General features: G+C 47.7%; 21 protein-coding genes. 14 read left to right on the top strand and 7 right to left on the bottom strand.

The features are described 5' to 3' along the window. Positions 1 to 29: 29 nt before the first annotated feature. The 3 genes from AC121Z_RS14290 to AC121Z_RS14280 are packed head-to-tail and all read right to left on the bottom strand — an operon-like array spanning position 30 to position 4,153. A complete protein-coding gene (locus AC121Z_RS14290) occupies positions 30 to 1,004 on the bottom strand; it encodes a hypothetical protein (RefSeq protein ID WP_498124779.1) in 975 nt (324 codons plus the stop codon). Further along, on the bottom strand, positions 977 to 2,386 hold the full coding sequence (gene cysG / locus AC121Z_RS14285) for a siroheme synthase CysG (protein WP_498124778.1): 1,410 nt from the start codon (positions 2,384 to 2,386) through the stop codon (positions 977 to 979). The genes AC121Z_RS14290 and cysG overlap by 28 nt, the downstream gene beginning before the upstream one ends. A 3-nt stretch (positions 2,387 to 2,389) precedes the next feature. Next, positions 2,390 to 4,153 carry a DEAD/DEAH box helicase gene (locus tag AC121Z_RS14280; RefSeq protein ID WP_498124776.1) on the bottom strand — a complete coding sequence of 588 codons (1,764 nt, stop codon included), beginning with the start codon at positions 4,151 to 4,153 and terminating at the stop codon, positions 2,390 to 2,392. Between the two features lie 195 nt (positions 4,154 to 4,348). Between AC121Z_RS14280 and prsT the strand changes: the two genes are divergently transcribed. The 3 genes from prsT (at position 4,349) to AC121Z_RS14265 (ending at position 8,254) form a co-directional block, all read left to right on the top strand. Continuing rightward, the gene (gene prsT, locus AC121Z_RS14275; protein ID WP_498124774.1) at positions 4,349 to 7,132 is read left to right on the top strand and encodes an XrtA/PEP-CTERM system TPR-repeat protein PrsT; all 2,784 of its coding nucleotides are present in this window, start codon (positions 4,349 to 4,351) and stop codon (positions 7,130 to 7,132) included. A 63-nt stretch (positions 7,133 to 7,195) separates the two neighbouring features. Next, entirely contained in the window at positions 7,196 to 8,023 is an 828-nt protein-coding gene (locus AC121Z_RS14270; protein ID WP_498124772.1) for an ion transporter, read from the top strand. A gap of 66 nt (positions 8,024 to 8,089) precedes the next feature. After that, positions 8,090 to 8,254 carry a hypothetical protein gene (locus AC121Z_RS14265; RefSeq protein WP_498124770.1) on the top strand — a complete coding sequence of 55 codons (165 nt, stop codon included), beginning with the start codon at positions 8,090 to 8,092 and terminating at the stop codon, positions 8,252 to 8,254. A 90-nt stretch (positions 8,255 to 8,344) separates the two neighbouring features. Here AC121Z_RS14265 and tolC read toward each other — a convergent pair whose 3' ends face one another. Then, positions 8,345 to 9,727, bottom strand: coding sequence for an outer membrane channel protein TolC (gene tolC, locus AC121Z_RS14260; protein ID WP_498124768.1), 1,383 nt, complete (start codon positions 9,725 to 9,727; stop codon positions 8,345 to 8,347). A gap of 161 nt (positions 9,728 to 9,888) precedes the next feature. Here tolC and nudF point away from each other — a divergent pair, with 161 nt between their 5' ends. From nudF to AC121Z_RS14230, 6 genes are all read left to right on the top strand, one after another. Then, positions 9,889 to 10,521: an ADP-ribose diphosphatase gene (gene nudF / locus AC121Z_RS14255; protein ID WP_498124767.1), complete on the top strand. Its 633-nt coding sequence runs from the start codon at positions 9,889 to 9,891 to the stop codon at positions 10,519 to 10,521. Continuing rightward, entirely contained in the window at positions 10,514 to 10,945 is a 432-nt protein-coding gene (locus AC121Z_RS14250; protein ID WP_498124765.1) for a DUF1249 domain-containing protein, read from the top strand. Before nudF ends, AC121Z_RS14250 begins: the two co-directional genes overlap by 8 nt. Then, on the top strand, positions 10,923 to 11,699 hold the full coding sequence (locus tag AC121Z_RS14245; RefSeq protein WP_498124763.1) for a metallophosphoesterase family protein: 777 nt from the start codon (positions 10,923 to 10,925) through the stop codon (positions 11,697 to 11,699). Before AC121Z_RS14250 ends, AC121Z_RS14245 begins: the two co-directional genes overlap by 23 nt. A 28-nt stretch (positions 11,700 to 11,727) precedes the next feature. Beyond that, positions 11,728 to 12,318, top strand: a complete 591-nt coding sequence (locus AC121Z_RS14240) for a YqiA/YcfP family alpha/beta fold hydrolase (RefSeq protein ID WP_498124761.1) — start codon at positions 11,728 to 11,730, stop codon at positions 12,316 to 12,318. A gap of 124 nt (positions 12,319 to 12,442) precedes the next feature. After that, positions 12,443 to 14,335 carry a DNA topoisomerase IV subunit B gene (gene parE / locus AC121Z_RS14235; RefSeq protein ID WP_498124759.1) on the top strand — a complete coding sequence of 631 codons (1,893 nt, stop codon included), beginning with the start codon at positions 12,443 to 12,445 and terminating at the stop codon, positions 14,333 to 14,335. 8 nt (positions 14,336 to 14,343) lie between these two features. Then, positions 14,344 to 15,654 carry a YfiM family lipoprotein gene (locus AC121Z_RS14230; protein WP_498124757.1) on the top strand — a complete coding sequence of 437 codons (1,311 nt, stop codon included), beginning with the start codon at positions 14,344 to 14,346 and terminating at the stop codon, positions 15,652 to 15,654. On the opposite strand, the gene AC121Z_RS14225 is transcribed toward AC121Z_RS14230, so the two are convergent. Beyond that, the gene (locus AC121Z_RS14225) at positions 15,651 to 16,988 is read right to left on the bottom strand and encodes a HAMP domain-containing sensor histidine kinase (protein ID WP_498124755.1); all 1,338 of its coding nucleotides are present in this window, start codon (positions 16,986 to 16,988) and stop codon (positions 15,651 to 15,653) included. The genes AC121Z_RS14230 and AC121Z_RS14225 overlap by 4 nt on opposite strands. A 334-nt stretch (positions 16,989 to 17,322) precedes the next feature. On the opposite strand from AC121Z_RS14225, the gene cspE reads away from it, so the two are divergent. After that, a complete protein-coding gene (gene cspE / locus AC121Z_RS14220; RefSeq protein ID WP_498124753.1) occupies positions 17,323 to 17,535 on the top strand; it encodes a transcription antiterminator/RNA stability regulator CspE in 213 nt (70 codons plus the stop codon). Positions 17,536 to 17,701: 166 nt separating this feature from the next. Further along, positions 17,702 to 17,869, top strand: a complete 168-nt coding sequence (locus tag AC121Z_RS14215) for a hypothetical protein (RefSeq protein WP_498124751.1) — start codon at positions 17,702 to 17,704, stop codon at positions 17,867 to 17,869. A gap of 41 nt (positions 17,870 to 17,910) precedes the next feature. Here AC121Z_RS14215 and AC121Z_RS14210 read toward each other — a convergent pair whose 3' ends face one another. Next, the gene (locus AC121Z_RS14210; protein WP_498124749.1) at positions 17,911 to 18,225 is read right to left on the bottom strand and encodes a hypothetical protein; all 315 of its coding nucleotides are present in this window, start codon (positions 18,223 to 18,225) and stop codon (positions 17,911 to 17,913) included. A gap of 98 nt (positions 18,226 to 18,323) precedes the next feature. Here AC121Z_RS14210 and AC121Z_RS14205 point away from each other — a divergent pair, with 98 nt between their 5' ends. Next, positions 18,324 to 18,515, top strand: a complete 192-nt coding sequence (locus AC121Z_RS14205) for a hypothetical protein (RefSeq protein WP_498124747.1) — start codon at positions 18,324 to 18,326, stop codon at positions 18,513 to 18,515. Between the two features lie 52 nt (positions 18,516 to 18,567). On the opposite strand, the gene epmB is transcribed toward AC121Z_RS14205, so the two are convergent. Beyond that, positions 18,568 to 19,596 carry an EF-P beta-lysylation protein EpmB gene (gene epmB, locus AC121Z_RS14200; RefSeq protein WP_498124746.1) on the bottom strand — a complete coding sequence of 343 codons (1,029 nt, stop codon included), beginning with the start codon at positions 19,594 to 19,596 and terminating at the stop codon, positions 18,568 to 18,570. A gap of 33 nt (positions 19,597 to 19,629) precedes the next feature. On the opposite strand from epmB, the gene efp reads away from it, so the two are divergent. Next, complete coding sequence (gene efp, locus AC121Z_RS14195; RefSeq protein ID WP_498124745.1) at positions 19,630 to 20,199, top strand: elongation factor P; 570 nt, start codon at positions 19,630 to 19,632, stop codon at positions 20,197 to 20,199. A 59-nt stretch (positions 20,200 to 20,258) separates the two neighbouring features. Beyond that, positions 20,259 to 21,212 carry an elongation factor P--(R)-beta-lysine ligase gene (gene epmA / locus AC121Z_RS14190; RefSeq protein WP_498124744.1) on the top strand — a complete coding sequence of 318 codons (954 nt, stop codon included), beginning with the start codon at positions 20,259 to 20,261 and terminating at the stop codon, positions 21,210 to 21,212. The last annotated feature ends 77 nt before the right edge of the window (positions 21,213 to 21,289 follow it).

The following is a 21,289-nucleotide window of genomic DNA, read 5'->3' as shown; positions in this document are numbered from 1 at the left end:
AGTTAACCATCACGGTTTAAGGGTTAACTTTAATTAAGGGCAAGTGCGGGAATGGTTTGCGTGGTATAGCCACCTTGTTGGATAGCTAACAGGGTTTCATCGCCCACCTGACCAAGCGGCAGTTGTAAAGGACCGGTTGGCTCCAGCAGGACAAATGGCAAGCCATCAATCATAAGGGTTTCATCGCCGCTTTTTAGCGTAAGACTGATCGCCAAAAGTGCATGATTTCTTAGCAACACTAATTGCATGGGTACGTTCGGTAAGAAGGCTCGAATAATCGCTGCGGCGAGCACGGATTTACTATCACAATCGCCTTTATTTTGATTCAGCAGCGTGATCGGCGGTAAGAACCCCGAACCATTGCTTTCAATGCGGTCATCTAAGGTGGAATACGGGATGCTCTGCAACCAACCGAGCAGTAGGTTAATGTAATTACGTGCATCGCTTTGTTGGTCGAGTTGCTCGTATAACGCTTGCGAAAGAGGGATCAATGCGCGTGTACTTTCTTGAATATAGCGGATGTGATCAGGCTTTATCGCGTCTTCATTTAACCGTGTTTGGTACTGCTCGTAGTAGTTCTTATAAAGGTATTCGGCAAAGGCGGCCTTTTCATGCTCGCGCATGTCGCGCTGATACTCAGCGATTTTCTCGGGAAAGCGGCTGGCCACGATTATATCAATGGTTTTACCCTGCGGTTTAATGTCGATCCGAACCTCACGCGGGTCAAAAGTGCGCGCATGATGATACAGCGACACAATAACGTGGCGTTGTGCAATGGCGGGCTGATAGCTGCGTTGTGTGGTTGGTAGCGTAGCGATAGCATCGGTGTCTAGTGCAAACGTTAATTGATGGGGCGTGCGGGTTTCGTCTAGCCATGCGTAGCTATATTCGATCGCATTGGGCTGGGCCGAGCGACTAAAGCTGGTTTGCTTAGCGCCACACCAAGGTGCTATCAACAGACTGATAGTGGTAACGACTAAGGTTGTGAGCCCGCACTTTCGCATGTTTGGTACCAATTGAGTTGTTGGTGTAGACTAACCACACCCCCTACAATAATCAGGGTTGGTGGCTTAATGTCAACCTGATTTGCAGAATTTTCAATGGTTTCCAACGTTCCCGTCACAACCCGTTGCTGTGCCAATGTAGCAGATTCGACCAAGGCAATTGGGGTTGTTGCTGGCATACCATGCGCAATGAGCTGTTTGACTATAATCGGCAGTCCAGTGAGCCCCATGTAAAAAACGATGGTTTGATTGCTGTGCGCCAGTGCCGGCCAATTCAAATCGATACTGTCATCTTTTAAGTGGCCAGTAGCAAATACCACTGACTGGGCATGGTCGCGATGGGTCAATGGGATCCCTGCATAGGTAGAAGCGCCAGTTGCGGCGGTGATACCCGGGACGACTTCAAAGCTAATGCCATGCGCCAGTAATGCTTGGATTTCCTCACCCCCGCGACCAAAAATAAATGGGTCTCCACCTTTTAAGCGAACGACTCGTTCACCGGCTAATGCATGTTTGACTAACAGTTGATTAATGTCGTCTTGTGGTAATGTATGCCGACTTTTTTCTTTACCCACGTAGATTTTTTCTGCATCTCTACGCACCAGTTCCAAAATTTGTGGAGACACCAAACGGTCATAAATCACTATGTCTGCTTTTTGCATTAGGCGCAGGGCTCTGAAGGTAAGGAGATCGGGATCACCAGGGCCTGCCCCAACTAAATAGACTTGCCCCTTGATTGGGTTTTGCTGCTGATATTGCTCCACCAAAGCGGTTAGTTTACGCTCCGCACTCGCTTCTCGACCTTGTACAATGTCTTCAGCAATATCTCCGTCAAATACATCTTCCCAGAGATAACGGCGTTCTGTTACCGATCGCGTACGTGCCTTCACCCAATCTCGCATACGCTCGGAAAATGCCCCTAGAGCCGCGATATTTTGTGGAATAACACTTTCCAGCTTTTGCCGTAAATAGCGTAATAATACCGGCGCAACTCCACCTGAACTCATTGCAATAACAATCGGCGAGCGATCCACAATGGAGGGCGTAATAAACTTACACAGCGGCGTATTGTCGACCACATTGACCAATCTGCCTTGAGCGACAGCCAGATCATGCACGTGCTGATTGACCACAGGGTCGTCAGTGGCTACGAACACGAGTTGCTTATCGGCAATATCGTCATCGCTAAATTTACGGCGGATAAGGGTGATTTCATGGTTTTTTGCGAGTCGTTCAACTGTATCGCAACACCACGGCGAGACCAGGGTGATAGTGGCGTCAGACTTCAGCAGTAACTCTAGTTTGCGGGCGGCAACTTCGCCGCCCCCAACAATTAACACATCGCTGTGTTGGGTATCAATGAACAGTGGAAAATAGCGCATGCTCTAGTCAATTTTAGGTTTACGTCGCTTATCTTGACCGCCGCGCTCCGATTTTCCTTTCCCACCTTTATGTGGCGGTTGATCTGACCATTCGCGAATATTCAGACGCTGACCCGCAACTCGGGTGTTTTTCAGGACCTCGCGGGTTTCCGGCGGCATGCCTTTGGGCAAGTCAACGGTGCTAAAAGTGTCGTAAATTTCAATGGCGCCGATGTGTTTACTACTGATATTGGCTTCATTTGCGATAGCGCCTACGATGTTACCCGGTTTAGCACCGTGCGCGTGGCCACACTCAATACGAAAACGTTGTTTATCAGCATCTGGCTGGCTAGTGCGCCCGGTTTTGCGGGGTTCTCCGCGACCTTTACGCTCACCACGCTCGCGTTCTGGACGTTGTCCGCGGCTATCATCACGTTTCGGTTTACTGTGCAGGTCAGGCCGGTCAGATTCATTTAGCAACAGCGGTTCATCACCTTGCGCCAGCTTAGCAAGCGCTGCCATCAACTGCTCAGGTGCTACTTCGTTTTCGCTTTGAATTGCCTCAATTATCGGCATGTACTGCTCAATCGTGTCGTCTTGTAATGCCTCTACAATGCTTTGCTTAAAGCGTGACAAACGTGACTGGTTCAACTCATTGATTGATGGAATATCCATCTGCTCAATGCGTTGCTTAGTGGTTTTTTCAATTGACGCTAATAGGCGCTTCTCACGATAGTTGATAAATAATATCGCATCTCCTTGACGCCCAGCTCGACCAGTCCGACCAATGCGGTGAACATAGGATTCAGAATCGTAAGGGATATCAAAGTTGATTACGTGGCTGACACGCTCAACGTCCAAACCGCGTGCAACGACGTCAGTGGCCACAAGAATGTCGATTTTACCTTGTTTCAAACGTTCTACGGTGCGCTCCCGGGCATTTTGCGGGATGTCACCATTAAGTGGCTCTACGTCGTATCCGCGCGCGGAAAGTTTCTCTGCGAGTTCCATCGTAGCGGTTTTAGTGCGCACGAAGATAATCATGGCGTCAAAGCTTTCAACTTCCATGATGCGCGTGAGGGCTTCTAATTTGTGGTGCCCTGCGACCTGACAGAAACGCTGCCTGATGGTGCTTGCGGTAGTGACTTTCGACGCAATCTTGACATGCTTTGGATCAATCAAGTAACGCTGGGTGATTTTACGGATTGGCTCTGGCATAGTCGCCGAGAACAGCGCTGTTTGGCGTTCTTTGGGCGCATGGCTTAAGATGTGCTCAACATCATCAATAAAGCCCATGCGTAACATTTCATCGGCTTCGTCGAGTACTAAGAAACGTAACTCACCAAGCTTTAAGGTGCCGCGATTGATGTGATCGATGACTCGTCCAGGAGTTCCCACTACTACTTGCACGCCACGCTTTAATTGGCGAATTTGGTTGTCATATGACTGCCCACCATAGATGGGTAAAACCCGAATTTTTTTCGAAAAGCTGGCATACACTTGAAAGGCCTCAGCAACCTGAATGGCTAATTCTCGAGTTGGCGCAAGTACCAGTAATTGTGGTAACACCGCATCAACGTCGAGTTGGGCCAGCATGGGTAATGCGAATGCTGCAGTCTTACCGGTACCGGTTTGCGCTTGGCCGAGCAAATCATGCCCTTGCAGCAATAAAGGAATACTTTCAGCCTGAATGGGCGAAGGCTTTTCATAGCCAACTTTTTCTAAGGCTTGTAATAAGGTTTCGGGGAGCTTAAGGTCGCGAAAGCTGATATCGACAGATTGAGTCATTGTGGATCCTGATTTTGGGCGCGGATAAACCAAGCAGTCATGTCACGCCCACCATGATGGACTCTTGATTTAATAACAATCACCGCTTGCGTGTTGCAAAGGTAGTAGTATATTCGATAACCTCAACCTATACCATGAATACTGAGTTTTTGGTGCCATACCAAGACGAAAAAATGAGTTCAACAAGGATTTTGTATGCAGCAACGTAATAAAGCACTTACCATCAGCTTGACCAGTTTGGCGTTTGCGGTAAGTTTAAGTTTATCCGGTTGCTCAAAGAAGACGCCTGAAGAGCATATATCGGCGGCTCAAGAATATATCCAACAAGACAATACCAAAGCCGCAATTGTTGAACTCAAAAACGCGATCCAGCTCAACCCCAAGGCCACAGACGCGCGCGTACAGCTGGGCAAACTTTATTTAGCGCAAAGTGACTTTGCCAGCGCTGAAAAAGAGTTGCAGCGTGCATTAGATAACGGTCATCCACCGGCGCAAGTCATTCCCTTTCTTTCGCAAGCATACCGACGCACAGGTGCAGTAAATGCGTTGGCTGATGTTGATCATCAGATGGCTGAATTAACCCCCGCAGAGCAGGTAGAGGTGGGTTTCTTTAAACTGCAATCACTTGTGGAGTTGGGCGATATTGAAGAAGCTCGTCTATTGACTGACGAACTACTCAAAATCGACACCAGTTCAACCTACCGTGGCTTGGTACAGGTTGTTGATGCCGTTTTACGTGAAGACATAGCAGCGGCAAGAGCCATTGCGCAAACCACTTATGCTGAATCGCCGTTAAACCGTGATGCGTTGCTAACACTGGCGCGCTTGAATTTACAAGCGAATGATAACGATGCTGCGATAGCAACCTATGCAGAATACTTGAGCGCTTACCCAGAAGACTCAAATACCAAATTTATGCTTGCAACCTTGTTGGTCGAATTGGGTAAAACCGAGCAAGCAGAACCTTACGTCGACGATCTGCTTAATGTGGCAGAAAAGAACCCGATGCTAAATCAATTAAAAGGGATCATCTTAAGCGAGCAAGGACAGTTCGATCGCGCCTATGCCTTCTTAGAGACAGCGCTTGACGCAGGACGGAATGATCCAGTGCTGCGTTTAGTTGCTGGGTATGCGGCATTCCAGTTAAAAGACTATGAGTCCGCCAATTTACATTTGTCTACCATAGCACCACAGTTGCCCAATGATCATGCTGGATTAAAGTTACTGGCGGCTAGTCAGTTACAATTGGGATTAACTGATGATGCGTCGGCCTCGCTACAGCGTTTGCAAACGCAAAGCAGTGAAGATGCAAGTTTGTTTTCGCGGGCTGGCTATGAACTGGCAAGAGCCGGTAACGTAGAAGACGCCAAAACGATGCTGCAGCGCACACAACAGTTGGGTGACGGTACTGAAGATTTGTTGCGCACTGGCATTTTGCAATTATCGCTTAATCAGGTCGAAGGTATTATCAATTTGGAGCAAGCCGTCGAGCAAGCGCCTGAGTCAGTCACAGCGCAGTCAACCCTTGCGACTGCGTATTTGGCGACGGGTCAATTGGATAAGGCGGCAGCTTTAGCCGAGAGCTGGAAAGCTACCACGCCAGATGAACCACAAGCATATTTACTTGCGGCAGAAATCGCGCGCAGAAATGACGACAGTGCAGCGGCGCTAGCCGAATATCAGCAAGCACTCAAGCTTGCTCCAAATGACCGAACAGTCGTGTTAGCACATGCCCGTTTTATTGCTCAGCAGGGTGATATCAGCGGTGGCATTGCCGGCACAAAGAAAGTCTTACAACAGTCTCCCGATGATACTAATGCACTGGCCTTGCTGTACTTACTTGAGCGCCAACAAGGGAATACAGAAAATGCGCAAGCGTTGGTTAATGCGCAATTGCAAGCTAAGCCGAACGATGTCGCATTGCGTGTTTTGCTCGCTCGTATGCAGGCCACGGACGGGCAGCTGGATGCTGCCTTGGCATCCCTATCACGTGTAACGCCAGGGCCGACAACACCACGTGATTATTGGCAGCTGAAAGGCCAAACTTTAGTTCAGTTGGGGCAATTTACTGACGCCGAACAGCATTTTGATCAATGGATCTCCTTATTTCCATACGACAAAAATGCAGCACTGGGCATGCTGTTAATGCTGGATATGTCAGGAGGGACCGACAAAGCCCTAGCCATCACTAAGCAGTTTCTTGAAAAACGCCAAGATCCGCAGGTTAGGCTTCTACGCGCACATTTTTTAAATCTTAAGCCTGATATTGCCGGTTCGCGGGCTGAACTTTTGGCGTTGCCAGAGGACGTCGCGAGCACACCTTTTGCGCAAGGGGTAAAAGCAAGAAATTTAATCGCTGAGCAGCGCTTTGCCGATGCAGTCGCACCGGCAAGAGTAGCTTACGCTGCGAATAATAGCCTGAAAAATCTGTTAAATTTACTCGCAGCTTTGGAAGGGGCCGGTAATGCGCAAGCAGGTTATGAGTTACTGCTAACCCATGCTCAGGACAACCCAGATGATCTGCGGGCACGAATGTTGTTGGCTGAGCGTAAAATTCAGCAGGACAGTAGCGCCGCAATCAAAGAATACGCCGCATTAATAGAAGCGGACGATAGAAATTTTGTCGCGTTGAATAATCTCGCCTATTTATTGTTACAAGAAAGCGATCTGGATTCAGCATTAACTTATGCCGAACGCGCCGTTGAACTTGCGCCTGACAACCCCGCAGTGGCTGATACCTTGGCTCAGGTTTATCGTGCCCAAGGTAAGCTGGATGAGGCATTGAGCGAATATGATCGGATCATTAATTCACAAATGCGCAATGAAGAAATATTTTTGAATTATATCGAGACGCTTTTAATTGCTGGGAATTCAGTGTTAGCCGAGCGGCGTCTCAACCAACGCACGATGGAATTACCCACTTCCAAGCAAACGCTAGCGCGCTTAGCTGAGCAATATGGTGTTCAGATTGCTAAATAAAGCTTGATTTTGTCTGCAGTGGCTCCATTGTATCGCGGAGTGACTCTAGACAATTGATAAACCATGTACCAACGGATCCAAGAAAGCCTTTTTCAGCTCAAAAGTAACCGCGCTTTTGAGCTCTTTGTGGTTGCGGTTATTATTATATCGGCATTGGAAATCGGGGCGAAAACCTATGATTTGCCCGATTTTGCCTATTCCTTATTGACCGGGCTGGATGTTTTTATCACGCTGTTTTTTCTGTTTGAAATTTCTATACGGTTTATTGCCGAGCCGAATAAGCGAGATTTTTTCAAGTCGGGTTGGAATGTCTTTGATACGCTGGTCGTGGTGATCAGTCTTATCCCCGTACAAGACACTGAAATGGCGTTATTAGCGCGCTTAGTCCGTGTATTTAGGGTGCTGCGGATGATTTCTATCATTCCAGAACTGCGCTTACTCATTAACTCTCTGTTAAAGGCGCTCCCGCAGTTGGGTTACGTCGTTTTGTTACTCTTCATTATCTTTTACATCTATGCAGCAATTGGTAGTTTCCTCTTTAAGGACATTAACCCGTTTCTGTGGGGTAACATCGCGATCTCGATGCTGACCCTGTTCCGGGTAATGACCTTCGAAGACTGGACTGACGTGCAGTATGAAACTATGGAAGTCTATCCGATGAGTTGGATCTTCTATATGACGTTTATCTTTTTCACGGCATTTGCGTTTTTGAATATGGTGATTGGTATTGTGGTCAATGTGATGGAAGAAGAGCATAGGGCTGAAGCTGCCAAGAACAACAAAGAGCCGAGTATTGCTGACTTGCAGCGCGAAATCCAAGAGCTAAAGGGCATGGTTAGCGATCTGGTGCATGAGAAATCGGCGAAACGGGTGGATAGTGATACAAATTAGCCTATAATTAGGCCGTGCGGTGAATGCCGCACAGACAGTCATTAATCGACAGGGAGGTTTATTTGCATGGAAAAGCCAGTGTCTTCAGTGAAACCTGATTCCGAATCGTTACAGCACAAGTTAAAAGAAGTGTCTGACTCGCTATTAAATTTCTCGGCGTCGCGAATGGAGGCTGAGAACCTGCGTGAGCAATTACGTGATTTACTAGCCCGATTAGACGAAACGCGATAAGCAACCTTATTTAATTCAAAAAAAACCTCGACAGCGTCGAGGTTTTTTTGTTTGAACGAAGGCCAATCAGCGTACCTTTTTGTGCATCCCTTACGCAGACGGCATTAGCGCTTGGTTAATGCTTTCAATATCTGCACGGGTTAAATTGCCAGCAGCCTGCTTCAGACTGACGATAGATTGAATAAAATCATACCGTGCGCCGGCTAAATTGCGGCGTGCATCGAAAAGATTTCGGGTACTGTTCAACACGTCCACGATCGTCCGGGTGCCCACATCAAAGCCCGCTTCAGTTGCTTCCAATGCACTTTGGGCGGAAACGACTGCCTGCTCAAGCGCATTGATAGTGCTGATCGCAGCAATTACATCATTATAAGAACTGCGGATGGAGCGGACAGTTTGGCGGTACGTTAATTCAAGGTTTTCGGAGGCAGAAACATAGCGAAAACGCGCCTGATCAGTGCGCGCACTGACCGAGCCTCCTTGGTAGATTGGCACGTCTAAACGAATGCCGATCGACTGGTTATTTAGTGCAGGAACATCAATATCACCGCCGCTGGCAACGACTGTGGTATCGGTACGACCATAATCTGCATTCAGTGACAATCTTGGATAGTGACCAGAGGTTGCGATATCGATATCTTCCTTGGCGATGTCTTTAGCAAAACGTTGCACTAATAGATCAAGGTTTTTCTCTTCTGCAATTTCAACCCATTCGCCGGCTGATTCTGGAGCCGGGCGCGGCGCACTAAACTTCTCGGTATTCAGCACGTAGAGTTGGTCGTGGTACTTTCCGGTGATTTCGCGCAATTCTTCCAAGCGCAATTCGAGCTGGTTTTCCGCCCGGATTTCTTGTGCAATCGTGTTGTCGTAATTTGCTTGCGCTTCATGCACATCGGTAATTGCGGTCAATCCAACTTCAAACCGTTGCCTGGTTTGCTCAAGCTGGCGCTCGATGGCACGTTTTTCCGCTTTAACAAACTCTACATTATCTTTGGCGCGTAGTACGGCCAGATAAGCTGAAACTGTGCGCGTAATCAAACGCTGTAGCTCAGCCGAGTAACTCGCTTCACTTTGCTGAGCCACCAATTCTGCGCGATCCAGTCCCAACCAATTCGCATGATCGTATAACGACATCGTTAAGCTTGCACCCATACTTAGGGTTTCGGTTTCATTTTCAAATACCGCGAAACCGGCGAACACTTCTTCAGTGTCCGGATCACCATCGTCGTCAACCGTAATAGGGTCGGTGTTATCGCGCGTACTCATGGTGTAGCCAATATTGGCAGAAATTTGTGGTAACAAGCTGGCTCGACTGATGCTGATACCTTCAAATGCGGCATCACGTTCGGCTTTGGCTCGATTAACCACAGGGTCATTGGCAATAGCCTGTTGGTAGACTTGCAATAAGTCGTCCGCCCAAGCGCTACTGGTCACGCTCATGCCGATTAACAGCGAAAGTAAGGTTTTTTTCATGTGTGCGCCTTAGTGTAATGTTCAGTTCTGGTATATGCTTACCAGTCTACGTAATTCAAGCAACAATCAATAATAAATAGTCGTAACACTTTGCGATCAAGTGTAACAGAATGTAATCGCTCTGCGCGGCGATTAAGACTAATCAACCAATAAATGAGTTTATGGCGAAAGTTCAACAATTTACCGCAAAGGATATTCGAAACTTAACTTTGAGCCCTTTGTACAATGGTTACTTTAAGATGGTTCAGTATCAGTTCCAACATCGTTTGTATAATGGTGGCTGGAGTGAGACGGTTACGCGCGAGATATTTGAGCGGGGGCACGCCGTTGCGGTTTTACCCTACGATCCAGTGCACGAAGAGTTCGTATTAATTGAACAAGTCCGTATCGGTGCATTGGAAACCAGCGATGCGCCCTGGTTGATTGAGGTAATTGCCGGGATCATTGATGCTGGCGAAACGCCGGAGTCGGTTTGTCACCGCGAGGCGATGGAAGAAGCCGGGATCAGTCTCATTCATCTAACTAAAGCTTTGAGTTATCTCGCTAGCCCCGGCGGTACGACAGAACGCCTGGATATTTATATGGCGCAAGTTGATGCAACACAAGCGCAAGGGGTGCACGGTCTGGATCATGAATCTGAGGATATATTAGTCCACCGAGTGCCTGAGCAGGAAGCGATAGCTTGGCTCAAAAGTGGGCGCATCGACAACGCAGCCGCGATTATTGCGTTACAATGGTTTTTGTTAAACAAAACTGAATTGTTGGAGCAGTGGCAACAAAGTGCAGGTGAATAAACGTAAATATGTTCCTCATTTACCCTCTATTCTGGCTTTAGGGGAGGCGAACTATGCGCGTCTGATGCGTTTGCTGCCAGACGTCGATACCCACTCGTTAGAGTATCGCTTTACCGCCGGGAAGGGGTTGTTTTATAGCATCCACATCATCGACTCCGCACCCTATACCAGCACGCTTGAAATCAGTCAGCACAACAGCCAGCTGCCAGAGTACATGCAACCTAGCATGCAGGTTCGACTGTATCATGACGCACAAGTTGCCGAAGTGGTGCAAGCACAACGCGTCAGTGCGTTGGCAGCATCCTATCCGTATCCGAATACGCGTATGCACCAGAAAAATGAGAAACACATGGTGAATTGTTTTTTGGCTGAGTGGCTGGTGTTCTGTTTACAACATAACAGTGCGTCATCCACCAGTGTCTGATACCTGTCGACTTATCCAAATTAGTGACTGTCATTTATTTGCTGATCCCGAAAAAGTGGGTTACCACGGGATAAAGCCGTATCAGACGTTACGCCAAGTACTGACCCAAGCGTGCAGCCTAAAGCCAGATTATGTCTTGTTGAGCGGCGATATTTCCGGTGATGAGAGTGCGGCAAGTTATCAACATTTTTTATCCTTATGGCGGCGTCATTGTGCTTCGATACCGTTGTTTAGCTTAGCCGGCAACCATGATGATATCAGTCTCTGGCAACAGACGTTTGCGGCAACGCATTTGTTGACTGAGTGTGCAGTTCACCAGCAGATGTGGCGCTTACACCTTCTGCCAACGCGGTTTATTGGCACGCGGGGCGAGATTGCTGGATCTGACGTAGAACAGCTAGTTATGCGCTTACAGCAAGCGCCAGCACAAAAACATATCGTCGCACTCCATCATCCGATCCAAAACGCGAATGTCTGGATGGATAAGCATGCATTGCTGAATCCTGCGGTATTGGCACCGCTGCTGGAACAACCTAACTTAAAACTGATATTACATGGTCATGTACACACTGCCCGCGAGATTAACCTGGGGCATGTTGCAGTGTTAGCCTGTCCTAGTACCTGCTGGCAATGGGGTAACACGGTCGAGTTTAGTGTCGCTGATGAGCCACCCGGTATGCGTGTAATCGACCTTTATGACAATGGTCAATATAAGCATTCGCTTCACTTTTTGTCGGCGTCAGTGGTTAAATAGCCTAAGGTTTCTTGATTAAGGTTCTGCAGTGACAACATTAGTTTATTTACATGGATTTTTAAGCTCTCCCGATTCACAAAAAGCGCTGGAAACGCGGCGCTATGTCGAACAACATTATCCTAGCGTCAAATTGATCATACCGCAGATCCCAAATACCATTGATCAGGTGCCTGGACTGTTGCTGCAGATCGTGCGTCCATTGCTGGCCTCTGGCGAGACATTGCGTTTGATTGGCAGTTCAATGGGGGGATTTTTATCTAACTGGCTCATTGAACAGTTCGGCGGTAAAGCGGTTTTAATTAATCCGGCGGTAGCGCCGTATAATTTAATGCTGGATTACTTAGGCGAACATGTAAATCCCTACACCGGTGAGGCTTTTACAGTAACTCAAGCGCATACTGAACAACTGCGGCAAATGGAACCGCTTTCGATAGCGAGTCCGGTGGCATACAAAGTGCTGTTGCAGACTGGCGATGAGACACTGGATTATCGTCTCGCACAGAAGCGCTACGTTGGCGCTGATTTGGTTATTGAACCTGGCGGTGATCACAGCTTTGTGAACTATGCTGCACATTTACCGGCAATCTGTGAGTTTTTACTCGCTGACAAAACTGATTAGGGAATTGCCCAAAGCAAGGGCACTTGATACCATCAAGCTTGCTTAACCGCGCGCCTCAATCGCTCCGCAACGCGGGCGATGAAGATGCCTATTAATAACATTTAGCGCCGAGACTACTTGCACTATGTCAAATCAATATAATGCCGATGCCATCGAGGTCTTAAATGGCCTTGAACCGGTCAAACGTCGCCCTGGGATGTATACCGATACAACGCGTCCCAACCACCTCAGCCAAGAGGTTATTGACAACAGCGTTGACGAAGCGCTGGCTGGATTTGCCACAAGTATCAAGGTGATCTTACATCCGGATCACTCGTTGGAAGTCATAGATGATGGTCGTGGTATGCCCGTTGATATTCACCCAGAAGAAGGGATCTCTGGGGTTGAGCTGATCATGACGAAATTACATGCGGGCGGTAAGTTTTCCAACAAAAATTATGCCTTTTCAGGCGGTTTGCACGGTGTCGGTATATCGGTTGTTAATGCCCTATCCACGCGCGTTGAAGTCACCATTCGACGGGATAGCCAGGTGTATCAAATAGCCTTTGCGAATGGCGATAAGATCGAAGATTTAGCTGTGATTGATAGCTGTGGGCGTCGCAATACCGGCACGCGCGTGCATTTCTGGCCGGACCCACAATATTTCGATAGTGCTAAATTTTCAGTCTCAAAATTAAAACACGTGCTGCGTGCCAAAGCGGTACTGTGTCCGGGATTAAAAATCCGCTTCGATGATAAAATCAATGGCGAGTCACTTGAATGGTATTACGAAGATGGCTTACAAGATTATTTGATGGATGCGCTATCTGACACTGTGACCTTACCCGAAGATGCGCCATTCGTGGGTACTTTTGCGGGTAATACCGAACAAGCCGATTGGGCGGTCATGTGGCTACCGGAAGGTGGCGATATGGTTACTGAGAGTTACGTTAACTTGATCCCCACGGCACAGGGCGGAACCCATGTAAATGGGTTACGTCAGGGGCTATTGGAATCGATGCGAGAGTTCTGTGAGTTTCGCAATTTAATGCCGCGCGGCGTTAAGTTGACACCTGAAGATATATGGGACCGGTGTAGCTATATTCTGTCAACCAAAATGCAGGATCCGCAGTTTGCAGGGCAAACTAAAGAACGCTTGTCGTCACGCCAAGCCGCTGCTTTTGTTTCCGGCGTAGTAAAAGACGCCTTCAGCTTATGGTTGAATCAACACACCAGCATAGCTGAGTTACTGGCAGAAATGTGTATCAGTAATGCCCAGCGACGCTTGCGCCAAACCAAGAAAGTCGCGCGCAAGAAAGTGACCCAAGGGCCAGCACTACCCGGCAAATTAACCGACTGTTCCTCACAAGATATTACCCGCTCCGAGTTGTTTTTAGTGGAGGGTGATTCAGCAGGGGGCTCAGCCAAACAAGCCCGCGATCGTGAATTCCAAGCCATCATGCCGTTGCGCGGAAAAATCCTTAATAGTTGGGAAGTGGATTCCTCACAAGTACTTGCATCGCAAGAAATTCATGACATTTCGGTGGCCCTGGGAATTGACCCTGACAGCGACGATTTAACGGGGTTACGTTACGGCAAGGTCTGTATCCTGGCAGATGCTGACTCCGATGGATTGCATATTGCCACTCTTCTGTGCGCCTTGTTTGTTCAGCACTTCCGTAAGTTGGTTGACGAGGGACATGTCTATGTTGCCATGCCGCCATTATTCCGTATCGACGTGGGTAAAGATGTGTACTACGCCCTTGATGAGGGTGAAAAGCAAGGGGTGTTAGATCGCATTGAGGCTGAAAACAAACGTGGCAAAGTGAATGTTCAGCGTTTTAAAGGTCTGGGTGAAATGAACCCGATACAATTACGTGAAACAACCATGGATCCCAATACGCGCCGACTGGTGCAGCTAACCATTGATGACGATGCTGGCATGATGGAGTTAATGGACATGCTGTTAGCCAAGAAACGTTCGCCCGACCGTCGGCAATGGTTAGAATCAAAAGGTAACTTGGCTGAAGTTATTTAATCACCCTTATGCGCAAATGGTTTTATACGCTCTTAGGCACACTTTGTATTCTTCTGTGCCTAGCGGGAACAACGCTATTTTTGCTGACTGACAGTAAACCGCTCGTTGCAGAATCAGGCCTGCAGGGCCTGGATGAAGCTGAATCCGTGAGCGCTTTGCTGCAGCAATTACAGCTGAGTGTGAGTGAGCGTAGCCGTGCACATACAATCCCCATATCCCAAGCTCAAGCTGACAGTTTAATGGCCTTTATTGAACGTGCGAAGCCACAGATTGTGGGTGCTGTGCACGTCACTGAGGCGCACACAGAGTTACGCTTGAGTGTGCGCTTTTCGCTGCTCGGATGGCAGCGCTTCGCTAATCTTCAGTTGCGCGTACTACCGGGGGTTGGTTTACAACTGCAACAAGCAAGCGTAGGCAGTCTGACCATGCCGGGTGACTGGGCGATAGGTTTGGTGACCAGTGTGGTTGACTATTGGACGGGGAGCGATATTGCAACCTATGCCGTTCAACAAATCAGACGCATCGAGATGACGGCTGATTCTGTCGTCGTTGAACTGGCGCCACTTGCTGGCTTGTTACGTGAACTTACCAATCTGCAAAATGGTTTAAATGTTGATCAGGATGAATGGTTAAGCGAGCGCACCGCCTATTACTTGCGTTTCCTAGCGCGCTACTCGGTGAATAATCAAACGATCTATCACGACCTTACGCCCTCACTTGCGCCCTATATTCAGGCTGTTATTGGCCACACTTTGCATGCGCCACAACGTTCTGCAGCACAAGAGAATGAAGCCGCATTGTTGGCACTAGCCGTTTTTGCTGGGCATCACCGATTTGGTAATCTGGTTGGCCAAGTGCAGGTCGATCCGGATAAAGCGGTACGCCCTCCCCATCCGATATTACTGGCGCAACGGCAGGATCTTACTCAGCATTTTATTCTTTCTGCAGGGATCAAGCTTTTGTCTGAGCAGGGTATTACACATGCGATCGGCGAGTTTAAGGAATTGATGGATCGAGTCCTAGGTGGCAGCGGTTACAGTTTCGTTGATTTGGCTGCGGACATGGCCGGTGTTGAATTCGCCGCCGCCGCAATTGATCCCCTGCGCGCTGAAGCCTTTCAGCAGTTGGTTGCGAATGGGATCAGCGAAAGTGACTTTTTCCCAGCCATTGGCGATTTACCGGAAGGCTTGGATAAACCTGCGTTCACACAGCAATATACCAGTGTTGAAAGTTTGGCCTATCAACAGCAAGTTGACTTGATTAGTGAGCGCATTGCGAAGTTACCGATTTTTCAAGCGCTTGCTGAGCTACAAGATTAAGTTTGCGCAGGCCAACTCAATGTGCAGCATAAGCCGCCGTATTGTTCGGAAACCTGAAAGGTGAGTGCACCATTGTGGATATTCAATATCGCTTGTACTAACGCCATACCCAGTCCGAAGCCAGCTGTCGTCCGACTCTTCTCCATCCGGTAGAAGCGTTGGGTGATTTTCTCATATTGGTCAGTTGGAATGCCGGGGCCAGAATCACATATTTGCACACAGCAACTAGTGCCATCACTAAATAAACGGATGGCCACTGTGCCACCATCGGGCGCAAACTTATAGGCATTATCCAGCACATTGGCAATCGCCTGAAAGATTAAGTCGCGATCGAAAATAGCCTCCAGCTCTGCCAATTCAATGACCACTTGCTGGTTTTTTTCTTCCAGTAGTGGACCGTAGAGTTCAATCACATCGGCAACAATGGTGGTAAGGTTTTGTCGCGCAAACGCGCTTTTTACCTTGGTGTATTCTACTTCTGCGATGCGCAGTAAGCCATTGAACATACCGAGCAATACGTCTGCATCATGCATCAGTTGTTCGCGGACTAGTGGCTCTTCTACCCGCTCAATTTGAGCGCGCATACGGGTCAGCGGGGTACGCAGATCATGCGCAATATTATCTGATACGGTTTTTATTGCGTGTACTTGTTTTTCTAACTCTGCGAGCATGCGGTTTAGTGCGATTGATAGCCTACTCAAGTCATCCCAAGAACTATCGATAGGTAGACGCTCAGATAGGTTGCCGGTATCAATGATCTTATCTGCTGTCGCGGCTATCGCATTGATACGGCTGACAACATAGTACGCTACCAACAAACTAATCAACGCAATCAAAATAAATATAATGATTAAGAAAGTAGCGAACAACCGACTAGCATATTGTATCTCCAGCAGCGGCGAAATAGTGCGACCAACAATTAGGGTTTCACCCGAGGGGAGTTGCAACGAGCCGCTGACCCATGCCGCATTTCTATCGGTAATAACTTGCCCCGTTGAATATGCAGCGCTGTCTAGCGATAGTGAGTTTGCAGGGAATGTTGCAGATGTTATGTTCATTTGGGCATCGCGTAACGCATAATAAAAGCGAGGCTCAGTTTGGTTAAATACACTGGTTAAGTCAGAAAAAGTAAACGTGTTATCGCGACTGGCTACCAGTTGCGACATTCGCTTCAGTTCGGTTTCTACCGCGAGTTTGGATTCGGCCACCAGTGTTGTGTCGTGCGTCTTGATCACAACATACATAACCAATCCGATACCCAACACGACGAACGAGCTGAATAAAGCGCCGACCCAGAAGGAGGAGCTTGAGCGAAAACGGCGTATTGCAAGCATGCTTTTTAACGTTAAATGGTTTTATGGTTATACGCTGTGAATGTATCTTTTAGGCCAATCAGCGGCCAAAATCACTGTTATTCTATCGTTGGGCTAGTGCTTTTTCGCAGAATATAATTAGAAATAGCTATACATTCAGCTAAGTATCGCGTAAGGTGCGCTGGCGTTAGGAATTATTTCCTTATCTATTACTGCACTTTGTCTCTCTTTCTACTTTTATTAATTTCAAGTCGAACGTGTGTCTCCATTTGCACTATTGGCTAATGTCTTTGTATTACCTAACACTAACACGATGAATTTCATCGGATTTTCAAATTAATAAAAGGTTTTTAATATGTCTAATTCAATCACTGGTGTGGTCAAATGGTTTAACGAAGATAAAGGATTTGGTTTTTTGAGTCCTGCTGATGGCAGCAAGGATGTGTTTGTTCATTTCCGTTCAATTGCATCAGAAGGCTACAAAACTTTGGCCGAAGGTCAGCAAGTACAGTTTTCAGTCGAACAAGGTCAAAAAGGACCGCAGGCGACTAATGTAGTTGCTCTCTAAGCGTTAATCCGAGGGTCTTGCTCAATCGTAATTTGCAGCGCAGACCCTTTTCTAATCTAACTATCCATAATCTCTTTTCGCGTAACGTTGCGCGCAACACTATCTTACCGCAAGGTCAATTTGCTGAACTACGTTATTGCTCACGGAAACAAATAAGAAAAACATTATGCTACATACTCAAAATAGTGCCGCAGTTGAGGCCCGCCCACCCGTTTACGCGATCTCGGTAAACAAACACCAAGTGGCGTTTACTGATTCCGAGCGTTTAAAACTCGTTGACTTCAATAATCTGCAAGAAACAAGACAGTTTGTTGACTGGCTAATCCAACTTTAATACTGCCGACGACTTCATTGCTCAGTTACCCCAGCCCCAGCTTATTCTCCTTTCAGAGTGGCTTTAAATTCTGCCAATGTGCTAAACATCAGTTCCATTTGCTTTACCACTGTGGGTAACGAACGACCCAAGTCGGATTCATCCACAGTCTTTAATGCCTCAACGCGTTTGGTCAGTTCCAGCACATAGGGCGTAAAACGCTTAGCTTGTGTTTCAAAGCCTGCATCTGCAGCAAATATATGGGTAAATTTGCCCTTGCCTTGTTGTTGCAAGCTATCAATCGCTGCATCCGCGTCTACGGCTTTGCGATAGATAAGTTGCAGGTTGTCATTTAATTGTTGATGAAGCGATTGCATAAAAAAAACCTAAAGTTATAACTATTTCGGTCGATACCGTTAGAAGTGGGCAATTGTGCCTACTTTTAACTACTGCTACAAGCAAACAGGAAATTGGTATGGATCTACAAGGTGCACAAACCTCTGGAACGTCCGGTGCTTCGCTAGAGCTTGCGTCGCTTAAGTTGGCTAAAAGCCAACAAGAGCAAGAAGGTCAGGCGTCGCTTCAGCTGCTGGAATCAGCCGCTGACGTACCAACCGCGACATCCGCAAATCCGGCGATCGGGCGCAACGTTGATACGTTTGCCTAAGTCGGGGATATCGCCCAAAAACTGGCCGAATGGCCAGTTTTTTTATGCCTGCTTATGCGTCGGCCATGCCAAGATCAATGAGACTTTTTGAGGTTTCACCACCAATTTCACGCACTAACTTGGGTACTAAAAAGCCGGGTAAACGTGCGCTGAGTTCGTGCATGATGCGCTTTGCTACTGTTGCATCAACATCAAAATGAGCTGCGCCCTGTACTTTGTCCATCATATGCAAATAATAAGGCAGAATGCGTGCAGCAAAGACTTGCTCACTCAATGCCGCCAGAGTTTCTGCTGAATCATTGATACCTTTAAGTAGCACCGCTTGATTAAGCAGGGTTACGCCAGCTTCGGCAAGCGGTTCGAGGCGCTGCTGCAACTGCGCTGAAACTTCGTTGGGGTGATTAATATGCAGCACCAGCAGACGTTGCATTGGCAAAGTGCTAAACCACTCAAGAAAACGATCATCGATGCGTTCCGGCAGCACCACGGGCAAGCGGGTATGAATGCGCAAGCGCTTAATGTGTGGAATGGCGCTGATCTGCTGGGCTAAATCCGCTAAGTGGTGATCTTTAGCCATTAGTGGATCGCCTCCGGATAAGATAACTTCATTAATTGCCGGATCGGCCGCGATTTTAGCTATGATCATTTGCCAATCAGCACGACTCGGTGAGTTATCGCCATAGGGAAAGTGGCGTCGGAAGCAATACCGACAGTTAACCGCACAGCCTCCGCGCACGATTAGCAAGACACGTGAGCGGTATTTATGCAACAAACCCGGCGTCGTATTGGCCTGTTCATGCAATGGGTCATGACTATAGTCAGGCTTTACCTGAAACTCTTGTTGCAGCGGTAATACCTGTAGTAACAAAGGGTCTGAGGGATCGCCAGCGCGCATCAACGCGGCAAAATGGCGCGGGACTCGCATCGGGAATAAACGCCGTGCAGCGATATCCGCTTGATAGCGCTGTGGGTCTAGATCCAGGTAGCGCAGCAGTTTTTCCGGATCGGTAAATGCAAAAGCTAATTCTTTTTGCCAGTTAGACTCTACAGAAACCAGTTTTTTAGGTATTATCTGCGCCAATTCTATTGCCCATTACTAACGGTTAAAAACATCATGGCGAATTTTAGCACTAACGAATTCAAAGCGGGCTTAAAAATTATGCTCGACGGCGAACCTTGTAACATTCTTGAAAACGAATATGTAAAGCCCGGTAAAGGCCAGGCTTTTAATCGCGTCAGGATCCGCAAATTGATTTCTGGCAAAGTATTGGAGAAAACCTTCCGCTCAGGTGAATCTGTTGAAGGCGCAGATGTATTGGATACTGAACTCGCCTATCTTTACACTGATGGTGAATTCTACCATTTCATGAATAATGAAACTTTTGAGCAGATCGCTGCTGATGCGAAGGCAGTTGGTGAGAACGTTAAATGGTTGGTTGAAAACGACGTTTGTACAATCACGTTGTGGAATGGCAGCCCAATTTCAGTTACACCACCTAACTTTGTTGAGCTTGAAATTGTTGAAACTGATCCCGGTCTAAAAGGCGACACCGCAGGAACCGGTGGTAAGCCAGCAACCTTAAGTACAGGTGCTGTTGTACGTGTACCTTTATTTGTGCAAACCGGCGAAGTTATTAAAGTTGACACGCGTAGCGGTGAATACGCGTCGCGCGCGCAAAAATAGTCTACTGGCGCTCGGTTGTTCATATCCGGGCGCGACTTTCTCTAACCTAATTTGCTGGCATGACTAAATCTTCAATTTCGCAGTGGCGGCCCACGACCACTATTGATGCATTGCATCAACGCGCGAAACTTTATGCCGCGATCCGTTCTTTTTTTGCTGAGCGTGGCGTATTGGAAGTTGAAACACCCATTCTCAGCCAATTTGCCAACACCGACCCACATATTCAGTCTATTGCTTGTCAACGCGGATTTTTGCATACCTCACCAGAGTTTGCGATGAAGCGCTTATTGGCGGCAGGCAGCGGCAGTATTTACCAGATCTGTAAAACCTTTCGTCAAGAAGAAAGCGGGCGCTGGCACAATCCTGAATTTACCATGCTGGAATGGTATCGAGTGAACTTTAATCACTTCCAGTTGATGCACGAAGTATCTGAGCTATTGCAGGCCGTGTTAGGTTGTGAACCCGCAACTACCGTTACGTATCAACAGACTTTCATTGACAACGTCGGGATTGATCCGTTGGCACGTGATATCGATGTATTGCGTGCTTGGGTCAATCAGCAAGGTATTCTTGCAAATGGTGCTGATACCCTGAGCTATGATGACCTTTTACATTTGGTATTTAGTCATTGCGTGGAACCAAATCTTGGTCAACAAGCGCCCGCGATGGTGGTAGGCTTTCCTGCGTCACAATCTGCTTTAGCGCGAGTAAATTCAGTTGACCCACGCATCGCTGACCGCTTTGAAGTGTATTATCACGGTGTAGAATTGGCCAATGGGTTTTACGAATTGAGTGATGCAAATGAGCAGCGCCAACGCTTCGAGCTGGATAATCATCAACGCACATTGGTTGGACAACCCGAAATGCCCCTCGATGAACACTTGTTAGCGGCCATTGCGGCAGGATTGCCTGATTGTGCTGGAGTGGCACTAGGACTTGATCGATTGTTGATGCTGGCATTGGATGCTAAGCATATCGATGAAGTCATCGCGTTTCCCGCCAGCCGGGCGTAGCGGTTAGATCCAGCAACCCGAATAAGCGATAAAACCACTAATTTCTTCGACAATAATCGTTTTCTTCGATGATTGAA

This window comes from Alteromonas sp. DYW1 (assembly GCF_059752595.1).
Note: the sequence above shows the minus strand (reverse complement) of the source record. Positions and strands in the feature narration are given on the sequence as shown.